This is a genomic window from Corallococcus sp. BB11-1 (assembly GCF_026626625.1).
In the GTDB taxonomy this organism is placed as follows: Bacteria; Myxococcota; Myxococcia; order Myxococcales; family Myxococcaceae; genus Corallococcus; species Corallococcus soli.
Genome location: NZ_JAPNJY010000031.1, coordinates 46,321 through 59,933, shown reverse-complemented (window position 1 = coordinate 59,933; position 13,613 = coordinate 46,321). Strand labels below are relative to the sequence as shown.

Here is a 13,613-nt window from a genome sequence, read left to right as displayed (position 1 = left end):
TTTTTGTGCGGTGGCTGTCCCGCCGGGAGGCCGTCAGCCCTCGGCGACGGCCTGCACGCTGGCGCGGTAGATGAAGATGCGCGCGGTGTTGGTGCGGTTGTCGGCGGGGATGACGAAGAAGCCCGGGGTGGGGCCCTTGAAGTCCTGGGAGAAGCCGGCGACCTGGCGCCCGTCGTTGAAGGTGACGCGAATCTTGGAGCCCTCCGCCTGGGGCTGACGCGCGCCCGCCGCGAGCATGAAGAAGATGGCCTTCACGCGCTTGCCGGGGATGCGCTCGGGGGCGAAGCCGCTCTGCTGCTCCAGGGAGATGACGTCCTCGAGCAGGTCCGCGTCGCGGATGGTGCCGCGCTTCACCTGGCCTTCGATGGTGTGGATGATGACGCGGTGCTCGCCCTCCACGAAGGAGTGGGTGGAGGGCGGGAACCCGGCCGCCGCGTGCGCATCGAAGAGGGCATCCTCGGTGGGGCGCAGGTGGTTGGAGGAAGCTCCCCCCATCGCCACGGGCGCGGGAGAGGCCTGCCCGGGGACGGCGCTCCGCAGGGGCGGGCTCGCCGGGAGGACGGCCGGCGCCGGCCGGGCCGCCGCGAGCGACAGGGCCGGAGGAGGCGTCGGGGGCGGCATGGCCGCGACGGGCAGGGCGGGCTCTTCCTCCACCAGTTCGATGTCCGCCAGGGGTTCGGCTTCGGGCTCCAGCTCCTCGACGTCGAGGGCAGGCTGGGCGGCCCAGGCCGGCTCCGGGGTCTCCAGGGGCGCGGCGTCGGAGAGGGGCTCCACGTCCACGGCGGGCTCTTCCCAGGACGAGGACTCGGCCGGCACGACGGGCTGTTCAGCCCAGGCGGGCTCGAGCGGGCTCAGGCCGGTGAGGGAGACCTCTTCCTCGGCGACGGGCTCGCTCCAGTTGGAGGCCGCGGCCTGCGGGGCCTCCCAGGCGGCGTGGGCGGGCGCGGGCTCGGAGGCCATCCATTCCGGCTGGGCTTCCTGGGGCGCGCCCCAGGCGGACCTGGCGGCCGGGGCTTCCTGGGCGCTCCACTCGGGGGTGGCCGGAGGAGAGGACCACTCGGAGGCGGCTTCCTCGACGGGGGCGTCCCAGGCGGGCTGGGCTTCGGTGGAGGGCTGGGCCCAGGCGGACGCCGACCCGTCGGGAGCTTCCTCCGTGGAGGCCCACTCTGACTGCGCGGCGACGGGAGCGGCTTCCTCCGTGGCCCATTCGGGCTGGGCTTCGATGGGCGCGGCTTCTTCGGTGGAGGCCCACTCCGACTGCGCGGCGACGGCGGTTTCGGAGCCGTCCGTGGCCCATTCGGGCTGGGCTTCGATGGGCGCGGCTTCTTCGGTGGAGGCCCACTCCGACTGCGTGGCGACGGCGGGTTCGGAGGCGTCCGCGGCCCATTCGGGCTGGGCTTCGATGGGAGCGGCTTCCTCCGTGGAGGCCCACTCCGACGCCGACGTTCCGGAATCGTCCGAGTTCCAGGCGGGCTGCGCGGTGACGGGAGCAGCCGCGTCCGTGGCGGACCACGGCTGCGGCGAGCCGGGAGTCACTTCCCCAGGGGTAACCCACTCCGGCTGGGCTTCGATGGGCGCGGCTTCTTCGGTGGAGGCCCACTCGGACTGCGCGACCGCAGGCGCGGTCTCTTCAGCCGTGGCCCATTCGGGCTGGGCTTCGAGAGGGGCTGCCTCTTCCGTACCTGCCCAGTCGGACTGCGCGGCGACGGGGGCGGTTTCTTCGGTCGTCGCCCACTCCGGCTGTGCCTCGATGGGGGCTTCTTCCGAGGAGGCCCATTCAGACTGCGCGGCGACAGGCGCGGTCTCTTCGGAGGTGGCCCACTCCGGCTGCGCCTCGATGGGGGCCTCTTCCGAGGCAGACCACTCGGACTGAGTGGCGACAGGAGCGGCTTCCTCCGTGGCCCACTCCGGCTGAGCCTCGATGGGCGCAGCTTCATCCGCCGTGGTCCACTCCGGCTGCGCTGCGACGGGCGCGGCTTCTTCGGAGGTCGCCCACGCGGACTGCGCGGCAACGGGCGCTGCCTCTTCAGTCGTCGCCCACTCCGGCTGAGCCTCGATGGGCGCAGCTTCATCCGCCGTGGTCCACTCCGGCTGCGCTGCGACGGGCGCGCTCTCTTCGGACGTCGCCCACTCCGGCTGAGCCTCAATGGGCGCGGTCTCTTCGGACGTCGCCCACTCCGACTGCGCTGCGACAGGCGCATTCTCTTCGGCGGTGGCCCACTCCGGCTGAGCGGCGACGGGCGCTGCTTCTTCAGTCGCGGCCCACTCCGTCTGCGCGGCAACGGGCGCTGCCTCTTCAGTCGTGGCCCACTCGGGCTGCGCTTCGACGGCCGCTGCTTCTTCGGTCGTGGCCCACTCGGGCTGCGCCTCGATGGGCGCCGACTCTTCGGAGGTGGCCCACTCCGGCTGCGCCTCGATGGGCGCGGCTTCTTCCGTGGAGCCCCAATCCGAAGACTGTGCGGCGGGTGCTGCTTCGCCCGGCGTGGCCCACCCGGATCCGGCTTCGACCGGCGCGGCTTCCTCGGACGCAGCCCACTCCGGCTGCGCCTCGACAGGCGCCGCTTCTCCGGACGGATCCGTCCACTCCGCGGAGGCCGTCTCCGACGTGGCCCACTCCGGCTGCGCTTCAAGCAGTGGTGCTTCCTCGGCCTGAGCAGTGCCCTCCGTCTGGGCGGTGCTTGCGGCCAGGTTCTCGGAGGACGTGGCCCACGCGGTCTCCTCCACCGGGGTTTCCCACTCGGTGGCCGGCACTTCGGTCGCGGTCTCTTCCCCGGTGGCCCCTTCCGGCTGCGCATCGAGGGGCAGGGCTTCGCCGGAGGCGTCGGCCTCAGCCCATTCCGGCTGCGTGGCGATGGTGGCGGACGCGTCCTCCGACGTGCCCCACCCGGCGGACGTCCCGGTTTCGGTGGACTGTTCGGACGAGGCGGTGTCGGACCATTCCGACGCAGCACCTTCCTGCTCCGGGGTGGCCCACTCCGCCTGGGGATCGGTCGCGCTCGCGTCTCCGGCGGAAGCAGCCCATTCAGGCTGCAGCTCGATGGGCGCGGACTCCTCGGACGCCTGCGCCCAGGCGGGCGTCTCGGCGGGGGACTCCACCGCATCGGAGGCCCACTCGGGCTGCAACTCGATGGGCGCGGACTCCTCCTGCAATCCGACGGTGGCGGTCGCGTCGGACGGCGCGCCATCGGCGGACCACTCGGCCTGTGCGTCCTGTGCTCCGTCGCCCCAGGCCGAGGCCTCGGTGGACTGCGCCTCCGCGAGGGATTCGCTCGCGGTGGCCAGCGGCACGGCCTCGTCGGGATGACCGTTCAGGTCGGTCCACTGTTCCGAGGCCAGGGTGTCACGCGCCGCCGCCAACGGCATCGGTTCGACGTCGTCCGCGCCAAGCTCCAGCGTGTCGGCTTCCACGTCCGGACCGACCGGGATGCTGCGGATCCGCAGCGACGAGCCCCGCGCGTCCTCGGCGAAGGGAGAAGGGGGCGGGGTGAGCGTCTCCTCGGCTCCCAGGTCGGCCGCATCGAACGTCGGGGTCTCCTCCGCCTGCGCGGAGGGCATGGCATCGGAGTCCGTCAGCGCGATGGCTTCGCCTTCGGCCCCCGTCGACGCATCGGTCCAGGCCGCACCCTCATCCGCGACCTCGCTCGGATCGAGCGCGATCTCCTCGGCCGAAGCCTCCGTGGACGCCGCACCGTCGACCTGCCAGCTGCTCGCGACCTCATCCGGGCTGAGCGCGATCTCCTCGACGGGTGCTTCCGTGGAAGCCGCGCCGTCGGCCTGCCAGCTGCTCGCGACCTCATCCGGGCTGAGCGCGATCTCCTCGGCCGGAGCCTCCGTCGAAGTCGCACCGTCGGCCTGCCATTCCGCCGCGCCTGCCGTCTCCGACGACCACTCCCCGGCGGCGTCCCCCACCTGCTGGGCGCTCTCCTCCGCGGGCATCTCCGAAGCAGCGGCACCGTCCGTCCACGCTTCGGCGATATCGCCGGAGCCGAGCACGATGTCCCCATTCGGATCCGTGGTTCCGGAAGCGGACTCCGCCTGCCACGCCGCGTCGGTTCCGCCCGCGTCGGTCGAGATCTCCTCGGCCGACGCCTCCAGCACGGCGCCGTCCGACGCCACGGGGGCCTGCGTCGTCGAGACGTCGCTCCAGTCCCAGTCCGAAGCGGCGCCTTCGGTCGGGGCCGACGTGTCCACCGCGAGCGGCGCCGTGTCGAGCGCGCCCTCACGGGACTCGTCGGACTCCACCGCGAGCGGTGCCGCGTCCCACGCCGCATCCATGGGCGCGGGGGCCAGGTCCTCGGCGAGCACCGCCTCGGGTTCAGCGTCCATCAGCGCCGCTTCCTCGGACGCCGCGTGCTCGGCGGAGGCCAGGGCCTCGGCCATCGGATCCAGTCCGGACTCCGCCGGGGCCTGGGCCTCGGCCTCGACGTCCATCGACAGCTCGGCGAACGAGTCCTCCAGCGACGCCTCGGGCTCGGCGGCCACCGGGGGCGGTGTCGCCGTGGAGAGCCCGGAGAAGTCCTCCTCGGCGCTCGTCTCCCAGGTCTCCTCCGCGCCTGCCGCCGCCGGCGCCACCTCCGCCGCCGGCTGGGGCATCCAGGGCGCGGGTTCGCTCAGCGAGGGGATGTCGATGTCGTCCGTGCTGAGGCTCAGGTTGTCCTGATCCACGGGCGCCTGCGGCGCGTAGCCGGCCTCCGCCGCTCCTCCGGAGTAGGCCGCCCACGCCTGCGCGTCGCCCGCGTTCGGATCATACGCAGCGCCAGCGTCGGTGCCGGCCGGGGCCGCGTAGGCGGCCGCCGCGTTCGGATCATAGGCCGCGTTCGCGTCGTAACCCTGCTGGGGCCACGCCGCCGCGTTCGGATCATACGCCGCGTTGGGGTCGTAGCCGGCGGGGTAGGCGTACCACTGGCCGTCCTCGCCGTAGTAGCCCTGGGGCTGCTCGTAGCCGGCGGGGTAGGCGTACCACTGGCCATCCTCGCCGTAGTAGCCCTGGGGCTGCTCGTAGCCGGCGGGGTAGGCGTACCACTGGCCGTCCTCGCCGTAGTAGCCCTGGGGCTGCTCCTGGGCCTGGGGCTGTGCCCAGGCCTGCGCCGCCGCCGCGGTGTCCGCCGCGTCCTGGATGCCCAACAGGCCCCGCAACTCGACCCAGCGAGCTTCCTCGACGGCGGACAGACTTCCCAGCTTCCGCTTCTCATCCAGGAAGCGGAATTCTCTCATCGCGGCGCGCGTATCGGACATCCGTCACCTTGCTGCGCCAGCGTCAAACGGGGACCGCCGCAGCGAAAATCTTGGAGGGTCGCGAGTGTAGGGGACTCCCGCCAGGGGGTAAACCAATCCGCCACGCCCGACCGGCCGCTACCTCCCCGAGAGGGCGGAATGGACCGCGGCGTCCAGGCCGGCAAGGTCCTTTCCGTAGGTGGACTGCAGGGAGCCTTCAAAGGACCCGGACTGGTTGAAGGAATCGATGAAGGCCAGGATCTTCTCCGTCCCCCCCATCCGGACGAGCTCGTGCACGGCCATGGCGGAGGTTCCGAAGGCCACCTCCGGGTTCTCTTGGTAGATGGGGGACTTCGAGCTCATCTCCGACAGCTTCGGCAGCCGACCCTGCCTGGCCGCCCCATGCAGCTTGTTCGCCAGTTCTCGCGGAGGACCGTCGAGTCCCAGGAAGCGCCACTTCATGTAGTCGGCCAGTCCCTGGCTGAACCAGCGATGCAGGTTGCCGATGCCGCCGGTGCAGAGCTCATCCAGCACGGCGTTCGTGTATTCGTGCGTCAGCGCGCCCTTCGTCGCCTGCGTGAGCTTCGCGGCGTCATTCATGCGAATGAGGCCATCGACGTAGAGCCCGGCATAGCTCGCGTAGCGGGAGCCCACATGCGTGATGAACTCATCGCGCGTGTAGAGCACCACCTTCAGGGGCTGCTCGCGGGCACGACCCAGCAGCCGCCGGGTGAAGGCATGCACCTCCTCCATGGCGGAGGCGACCTGGCTCTCATAGTCAGTGCGCTGCCCGAAGTCGCGCTCGCTGTTGTAGTAGCTGATGATGAAGCGCTTGTTGGCGCGCACGCGCATGCCGTCCTTGCCCACCCCAGACTCGTAGTTGAGGCTGTCCGGACGGAAGTCTCCTTCTCCCTTCGCGGCGCGCTTTTCATCCTCGCCGTTCAACCGCTTCTCCAGGCGCTCCACCTCACCCCGCGCGGCCCCGGCCTCCGACACCTTGGCGCGCGCCTGCTGGATGAGCTTGCGCGCCTCCTTCGCCTCCTTCGACTTCGCGGGCACCCGCTCCAGCGTGGCGATGGCCGCCGTCGAGTCCTCGTCCTGCAGCAGCAGGCGCCCCAGCTCCAGCCCGAACGCGCCGTCCTTGGGGAAGTGCTCCAGGCCCTTCTTCAGCGCCTCCTCCGCGGAGGCGCGCTGGTCCGTCTTCAGCGCGGACCTCGCCAGGCACCGCAGGCCCCCGGACGTCTCCTGGAAGGCCACGGCGCGCTCGCCCAGCGAGTACGCCATCACCGCGTCCTCCGCGAGCAGCGCCTCGCACCCCTTGAGCAGGGGCCCCGCGACGGCCGGTCGCTGCGCTTCCGGGTAGTCCTCCGGGGACGCCGCCGCGAACGCCAGGTACAGCTCCTCCCACTGCTTCTGGGCGGCCAGCTCCCTTGCCTTCTGCGGCGGAGGAGCGGCGGCGAGCAGCAGCAGGGCGATGAGGGGCGTGTTCATGGAATCCCAGTATCGCCGAAGCCGCACGCGGACGTGCAAGCTCCCTCGGACTAGGTCCGGGCGACCTGCCAGCCCTGCGACTCCAGCGACGCCATCAGCTCCTGGATGTGGGGGTGCCCGGTGGTCTCCAGCATCACCTCCACCGTGGCCTCGCCCAGGCCCGCCTTGGAGAAGGCGCGGTCATGGTGCAGGTCCACCACGTTGGCGCGCATCTCCGCGATCTGCGTGGTGAGCCGGGCGAGCATGCCCGGCCGGTCCGGCAGCCGCACCTCCAACTGCACCAGGCGGCCCGCCTTCACGAGGCCCCGCTCGATGATGCGGCTGATGACGTTCATGTCGATGTTGCCACCGCCCACGATGATGGCGACGCGCTTGCCCTTCGCCTGCGGCACCTTGCCGTTGAGCAGCGCGGCCAGCCCCGCGGCGCCCGCGCCCTCCGCCACCGTCTTCTCCTGCTCCAGCATCAGCAGGATGGCGGCGGCGATCTCCTCCTCGTCCACCGTCACCACCGCGTCCACGTACCTGCGCACGTGCTCGAAGGTGAGGTCGCCTGGAATCTTCACCGCGATGCCGTCCGCGATGGTGGTGCCCGCGGCCGTGAGCTCCGTGCGCGCGCCCGCGTCCAGCGACGCCTTCATGCTGGCGATGGTGGAGGCCTGCACGCCCACCACCTGGATGCGCGGGTTCGTCTCCTTGAGCGCCACCGCCACCCCGGAGATGAGCCCTCCGCCGCCCACCGGCACCAGCACCAGCTCCAGGTCCGGGCACTGCTCCAGCAGCTCCAGGCCCAGCGTGCCCTGGCCCGCGATGACGTGCGGATCGTTGAAGGGGTGGACGAAGACCAGGTCCTCCGCCTTCTGGATGCGCAGGGCCTCCGCGTAGGCTTCGTCGAAGTTGGCGCCCTTGAGCACCACGCGCGCGCCGTAGTCGTCCCGCGTGCGCGTCACCTTGATGAGCGGCGTGCGCTCCGGCATCACGATGGTGGCCCGGATGCCCAGCCGGCGCGCGTGGTACGCCACGCCCTGCGCGTGGTTGCCGGCGGAGGCCGCGATGACGCCGCGCTGCCGCTCCTCCGGCGTGAGCGTGAGCAGCTTGTTGAGCGCCCCCCGCTCCTTGAAGGCGCCGGTGCGCTGGAGGTTCTCCAGCTTGAAGTACACCACCGCGCAGTCCGTCTTCTCGGTGAAGTAGTCCGACGCGGGGCACGGCGTGGGGCGCAGCGCCGTGCGCAGTCGCTCCCGCGCCGCCTGGATGTCCTGCAGGGTGACCATCATGCCGGCCGTGTAGCGCAAAGCCGGCCCCGCACGGAAGTGAAGCGGGGCCGCGTCGCCTGCCTGGACGCGATGCGGCGGCGGGCGGCGCGGACGTTGGTGCCCGAAGCACCGCCCGGGAATGCCTCAGATGCCGCGCAGCACCGTGGCCTTGCCCACCCGGCCAATGGCCAGGATGTAGGCGGCCGTCCGCATGGAGACCTTCCGGGAGCGGGCAATCTGCGCCACCCGGTCGTAGGCCTCCTTCATCGTCTTCTCCAGCTCCGCGTTGACGCGGTCCTCCTCCCAGGAGACGTGCTGGAGGTTCTGCACCCACTCCAGGTAGCTGACGGTGACGCCCCCGGCGCTGGCGAGGATGTCCGGCACCACGAAGATGCCGCGCTTCTCCAGGATGTCGTCCGCCTCCGGCTGGGTGGGGCCGTTGGCGCCCTCCACCACCAGGCGCGCGCGCACGCTGTTGGCGTTGTCGCGGGTGAGCACGTGGCCCAGCGCGGCGGGGATGAGCACCTCGCAGTCCGCCGCGAGCACGTCCGCGTTGCTGCACGGCGTGCCGCCGCTGAAGCCGGTGACGGTGCCGGTGCGCTTGACGTGCTCGAAGAGCGACGGCACGTCCAGGCCCAGCGGGTTGTACATGCCGCCCAGCACGTCGGACGCGGCCACCACCACGCCGCCGTCGCCCCAGAGGAGCTGCGCGATGTGGCTGCCCACGTTGCCGAAGCCCTGGATGGCGAAGCGCGTGCCCTTCACCGGCATGCCCAGGTCGCGCAGGATTTCACGGCACACGTACAGCAGGCCCCGCCCGGTGGCGGCCTCGCGGCCCTTGGAGCCGTACAGCTCCAGGGGCTTGCCCGTCACCACCGCGGGCGAGTGCCCGTGGTAGCGCGAGTACTGGTCCATCACCCACGCCATCACCTGGGGGTTGGTGTTGACGTCCGGCGCGGGGATGTCACGCGTGGGCCCGATGACGTCCTGAATCTGATCCACGAACTTGCGCGTGAGCCGCTCCACTTCCTTGAGGCTCATCTGCGCGGGGTCGCACGCCACGCCGCCCTTGGCGCCGCCGTAGGGCACGTTCACCACGGCGGTCTTCCACGTCATCAGCGACGCGAGCGACACGCACTCGTCCTGGTCCAGGGCGGGGTGGTAGCGCAGGCCGCCCTTCATGGGGCCCCGGCTGTTGTCGTGCTGGATGCGGTAGCCCAGGAACGTGCGGATCTCCCCGGAGTCCATCTCGATGGACACCTGCACCTTCACCTCGCGCAGGGGCGTGGCCAGGAGCGTTTCGATGGGCGTGCCCACGTCCATCACCCGCGCGGCCTTGCGGAAGTAGTAGTTGGTGCCGTCGACGGCGTTCATGTGGGGGCTGGCTCCTGGTCGGAAAACCATAACAGAAGGGGTGCGCTACGATGGGGGCGTCCATGCGCCCCGGCTCCCCGGCTCCAAGCGACGGAAGTGCTTCGCTCCAGGGGCTGGCCCGGCGCATCCGCACGCTGCGCGAGCGGCGCGGCCTCACCCAGGAGGAGTTCGCGGAGCGGTGCGCCATCTCCGTGAGCTTCGTGTCGCTGCTGGAGCGCGGCGAGCGCAACCCCAGCTACGACACGCTCCTCCAGGTCGCGGCCGCGCTGGAGCTGCCGCTGTGGGAGCTGTTCCGGTTGGAGGACGCGGAGGACGCGGGGGCTCATCGGCTGGTGGAGTGGGTTCGGGTGCGGGGACTGGGCCGCGGGGACGTGGACCGCCTCTTGGCCGTGGCGGACGCGATGTTCAGCGGCGGGCCTGACGCCGCATGCCCCCCGTCCCAGGGACACGCGCCTGCTGCCTGCACCGAACCGGACTGCGGCCGGCCCGTGCTGGCCCGGGGGCTGTGCACCGCGCACTACCACCGGGCCCGCAGGAAGAAGGCGCCCCCCTGAGCAACGCGCCTCCCTTTCCGGGGAGGCGCGCCTTCAAGCAAGGCACCGGGGCGCGCGACTACTTGCGCTTCGCGCGTTCGACCTTGAGCGTCTTGTTCTCGCCGTGCGGCTTGCCGTGGGTGGCCTCGAAGCCCGCCACGTCCTCTTCCGCGACGAAGACGTACGCGTACGTGGGGCGCAGGTCGGTGCGCAGCACCTTGCCCGCCGGAGCGCCCGCGGCCTCCAGCGCGGCGGTGACGCCCGCCTCGTCCAGGCCCTCCTGACGGCCCAGGCCCACCCAGAGGCGCGCCTGGCCGGGGAGGTCCGGCAGGGACTCGTGGCGGGGACGACGCTCCTCACGCTGGCCGCGCGGACGGTGCCGCTCCAGCTTCAGCGCCTTGTCGGCGTGCGTCTTGCCATTGAGGGCCTCGAAGCCGGGGGCCTCCGCCTCCGGCACGTAGACGTAGCCGTAGGTGGGGCGGGTGAGGGCCTTGATGACCTTGCCGCCCGGGGCGCCCAGGGACTCCAGCGTGGCGGGCAGCTTCGCCTCGTCCATGCCGTCATCCATGCCCAGGTTCACCCAGAGCTTCACCTCGCCGGGGGCCGCGTCCGGGGACGGGGGCGGGCGGGTGCTGGTGACGTCGCGCTCGCTGCGCGGCTTGCTCTTCTCCACGCGCAGCGTCTTGCTGCCGTGCTGCTTGCCGTTGAGGGCCTCGAAGCCCGGCGAGTCCGCCTCCGCGACGAAGACGTACGCGAACGTGGGGCGCAGCTCCGCGCGCACCATCTTGCCCACCGGGGCGCCCGCGTCCTCCATCGCCGTGGCGATGCTGCCCGGCCCCAGGCCGTCAGCGGTCCCCAGGTTCACCCAGAGCTTCACCTCGCCCGGGCCCGGCTCCAGCGCGGCGGACGACGGTGCCGTCCCCCGGCCACGCTCACCCCGGTCCTCGCGGCGGGGCTCGTCGCGGCGCGGGCGGCGCTCGCGCTCACCGGACTCGGCGCGCGGAGCGGGCCGCTCCGGACGCTCGCCCCGGTCCTCGCGGCGGGGGGGACGCTCACGCTCGCGCTCGCGGTCCTTGCCCCGGCGCTCCAGGGGCTTGCGCTGCTCCACCGGCTCGCGCTTCTCCGTCTCCCCGGCGGCCTGCGCCTTCTCCATGCGCAGGTGGCTGAAGAAGTACTTGATGAGGAACGCGATGAGGTCGTCCGCGTCGCTGCGCGTCTTCAACTGCGACGCCAGGGGCAGGAAGCCCTCGAAGATGCTGGAGCCCGTCGCCTCGCGGATTTCCCGCACGTGGCGTTCGGTCCACAGGTGCATGGCCTCTTCCGGGGCCGGCATCTCGCGCATCTCGAACTTGATGCCGAACTTCTTCTCCAGGACGGTGAACGTCGCCAGCTCGCGCCCGGAGAAGAGGTTGATGGCGGTGCCCTTGTTGCCGATGCGGCCCGTGCGGCCCACGCGGTGCAGGTACACGGCCGGGTCCTCCGGCAGGGAGTAGTTGATGACGTACTCCAGCCCGGAGATGTCGATGCCGCGCGCCGCGATGTCCGTGGCGACCATGAAGGCCACCTCGCCGCGCTTCACCTTGCCCATCACCCGCTCGCGCTCCTTCTGCGGCAGGTCTCCGTTGAGCAGCTCCGCGTCGAAGCCGTTGCGGTTGAGCACCGCCGTCACCAGCGCCGTGTCATCCCGCGTGTTGCAGAAGATGATGGCGTTGGAGGGCTCCTCCTTCTCCAGGATGTAGATGAGGTTGCGCGGCTTGGGGAACTGATCCGACACGTCGTAGCGGATGTGGTGGATGTGCTCCACCGTGAAGACGTCGCCGGACAGCAGCAGCGTCTCCGCGTTCGTCGTGTAGCGCGCGATGAGGTTCTGGATGTCCGTGGGGACGGTGGCGCTGAAGAGCAGCACCTGGCGCGTCTTCGGAAGACGGTCGAGGATGCGCGTCACCTCCTCGTAGAAGCCCTGGTTCAGCATCTCGTCGGCTTCGTCGAGGATGGCGTGGTCGCAGCCGTCCAGCTTCAGGTTGCCGCGGTTGATGTGGTCGAAGACGCGGCCGGGGGTGCCCACGATGATGGGCGTGCCCTCTTCCAGCGCGTCCTCCTGCTGCTTCATGGAGGCGCCGCCGTAGATGGCCGCCACCTTCACGCCCTTGTACTTGGCGAGCGTGGTGAGCTCCTCCGCCACCTGGAGCGCCAGCTCGCGCGTGGGGCAGAGGATGAGGGCGCGCACGCGCTTCTCATCGGGGGAGATCTTCTCCAGCAGGGGCAGGCCGAAGGCGGCCGTCTTGCCCGTGCCCGTCTTGCTGCGGACGATCAGGTCCTTGCCCGCCATCGCGGGGCCGAAGGCCTTGGCCTGGACAGGGGTGGGGTTCGTGTAGCCGCGATCCGCCAGCGCGCGGCGGAGGGGCTCGGAGAGGTTCATGTCTTCGAAGCTGATGTCCGCGATGTACTCGCCGGGACGCGTCGGGGCTTCGTCAGGCGCCGGGACTCCCGGCGTGGGCTCTTGGATGTCGCTCATCGGGCATGGGCATAGCCCCTGCATTACCCTCTGGCAACAATCGCGGCACTTTGGGGTATGGAGCGCGCATGGCGAATGGGAGGAAGAGAACCAATAGCCCGGCCCCCAAGGCCCGTGCGAAGCGGGCTCCGGCCCCTGCCCGCCCGAGCGCCCCCCAGGAAGACCCGGGGGCGGACGCCGAGGAGGGCGAGGCGCTGGCCCCGGACCCGGAAACCCTGGAACCGGACCTGTCGGAACTGAACGAAGTGGAAGCGGAAATCGAGGAACCCGCGCCCCGAGCGGCCCGGACCCCGACGAAGGCGGAGGCCGCCGCCCTGGTGCGGGCCCAGGGGGCCTCCGCGCTCACCAACCGCGATCCGCTCCAGGCCTACATGGCCGAGGTGACGCGCCACCCGCTGCTCACCCGCGAGGAGGAGCACCGGCTGGCCAAGGACTACCAGGCCACGGGGGACGTGCGGGCGGCCTACCGCCTGGTGGCCTCCAACCTGAGGCTGGTGGTGAAGCTGGCGCACGAGTACCACCGCAACCCGCTGTCGCTGCTGGACCTGGTGCAGGAGGGCAACATCGGGCTGATGCAGGCGGTGAAGAAGTACGACCCGGACCGGGGCGTGAAGCTCAGCAGCTACGCCGCCTGGTGGATCCGCGCGTACATCCTCCGCTACATCATGGACAACTGGAAGATGGTGAAGCTGGGGACCACCGAGGCCCAGCGGAAGCTCTTCTTCAAGCTGCGCCAGGAGCAGGAGAAGCTCGTCTCCCAGGGCTTCGAGGCCAGCCCGCGCCTGTTGGCCGAGCGCCTCAACGTCACCGAGCAGGACGTCGTGGAGATGGACCAGCGGCTGGGGCACGACGAGCTGTCCATCGACGCGCCGCTGGGCAACGACGGGGACTCCGGCGGCACGCGCGCGGACCGCTACCTGCCGTCCACCGCGGTGCCCGCCGACGAGCGGCTGGGCAGCGAACAGCTCAAGGCGCTCTTCCGGGAGAACCTGAACGCCTTCGCCCAGACGCTGGAGGGCAAGGAGCGCTACATCTTCGAGAACCGCCTCACCGCGGATGAGCCGCTCACGCTCCAGGACATTGGCGACAAGTACGGCGTCAGCCGCGAGCGGGCCCGGCAGATTGAAGCGGCCCTCATCAACCGGATGCGCGAGTTCATGCGCGAGCGCATCCCGGACTTCGACATGGTGGCGGTGCCCAAGGGCTGAAAAGAGCCCCTGGGCTTCTCGCGACACC

The 13,613-nt window shown here is 71.2% G+C and carries 7 protein-coding genes; 2 read left to right on the top strand and 5 right to left on the bottom strand.

Annotated features, from left to right (window positions below; all coding sequences use genetic code 11):
* Nucleotides 1–33: 33 nt before the first annotated feature.
* From OV207_RS26285 to OV207_RS26270, 4 genes are all read right to left on the bottom strand, one after another.
* Entirely contained in the window at nt 34–5,214 is a 5,181-nt protein-coding gene (locus OV207_RS26285; protein ID WP_267557846.1) for a DUF6982 domain-containing protein, read from the bottom strand.
* A 138-nt stretch (nt 5,215–5,352) separates the two neighbouring features.
* Nucleotides 5,353–6,705, bottom strand: a complete 1,353-nt coding sequence (locus OV207_RS26280) for a tetratricopeptide repeat protein (protein ID WP_267557845.1) — start codon at nt 6,703–6,705, stop codon at nt 5,353–5,355.
* 50 nt (nt 6,706–6,755) lie between these two features.
* A complete protein-coding gene (locus OV207_RS26275) occupies nt 6,756–7,973 on the bottom strand; it encodes a threonine ammonia-lyase (protein ID WP_267558147.1) in 1,218 nt (405 codons plus the stop codon).
* 126 nt (nt 7,974–8,099) lie between these two features.
* Nucleotides 8,100–9,329, bottom strand: coding sequence for a Glu/Leu/Phe/Val family dehydrogenase (locus tag OV207_RS26270; RefSeq protein WP_193349189.1), 1,230 nt, complete (start codon nt 9,327–9,329; stop codon nt 8,100–8,102).
* 62 nt (nt 9,330–9,391) lie between these two features.
* Here OV207_RS26270 and OV207_RS26265 point away from each other — a divergent pair, with 62 nt between their 5' ends.
* On the top strand, nt 9,392–9,883 hold the full coding sequence (locus OV207_RS26265) for a helix-turn-helix domain-containing protein (RefSeq protein ID WP_193349190.1): 492 nt from the start codon (nt 9,392–9,394) through the stop codon (nt 9,881–9,883).
* A gap of 58 nt (nt 9,884–9,941) precedes the next feature.
* Here OV207_RS26265 and OV207_RS26260 read toward each other — a convergent pair whose 3' ends face one another.
* On the bottom strand, nt 9,942–12,377 hold the full coding sequence (locus OV207_RS26260) for a DEAD/DEAH box helicase (protein ID WP_267557844.1): 2,436 nt from the start codon (nt 12,375–12,377) through the stop codon (nt 9,942–9,944).
* Between the two features lie 68 nt (nt 12,378–12,445).
* On the opposite strand from OV207_RS26260, the gene OV207_RS26255 reads away from it, so the two are divergent.
* Complete coding sequence (locus OV207_RS26255; protein ID WP_267557843.1) at nt 12,446–13,585, top strand: sigma-70 family RNA polymerase sigma factor; 1,140 nt, start codon at nt 12,446–12,448, stop codon at nt 13,583–13,585.
* Nucleotides 13,586–13,613 lie beyond the last annotated feature (28 nt).

What these genes read in the sequence shown, in the direction of transcription:
- OV207_RS26260 (WP_267557844.1), bottom strand. Translation starts at nt 12,377, where the DNA reads ATGAGCGACATCCAAGAGCCCACGCCGGGAGTCCCGGCGCCTGACGAA.
- OV207_RS26280 (WP_267557845.1), bottom strand. Translation starts at nt 6,705, where the DNA reads ATGAACACGCCCCTCATCGCCCTGCTGCTGCTCGCCGCCGCTCCTCCG.
- OV207_RS26255 (WP_267557843.1), top strand. Translation starts at nt 12,446, where the DNA reads ATGGCGAATGGGAGGAAGAGAACCAATAGCCCGGCCCCCAAGGCCCGT.
- OV207_RS26270 (WP_193349189.1), bottom strand. Translation starts at nt 9,329, where the DNA reads ATGAACGCCGTCGACGGCACCAACTACTACTTCCGCAAGGCCGCGCGG.
- OV207_RS26285 (WP_267557846.1), bottom strand. Translation starts at nt 5,214, where the DNA reads ATGAGAGAATTCCGCTTCCTGGATGAGAAGCGGAAGCTGGGAAGTCTG.
- OV207_RS26275 (WP_267558147.1), bottom strand. Translation starts at nt 7,973, where the DNA reads ATGGTCACCCTGCAGGACATCCAGGCGGCGCGGGAGCGACTGCGCACG.
- OV207_RS26265 (WP_193349190.1), top strand. Translation starts at nt 9,392, where the DNA reads ATGCGCCCCGGCTCCCCGGCTCCAAGCGACGGAAGTGCTTCGCTCCAG.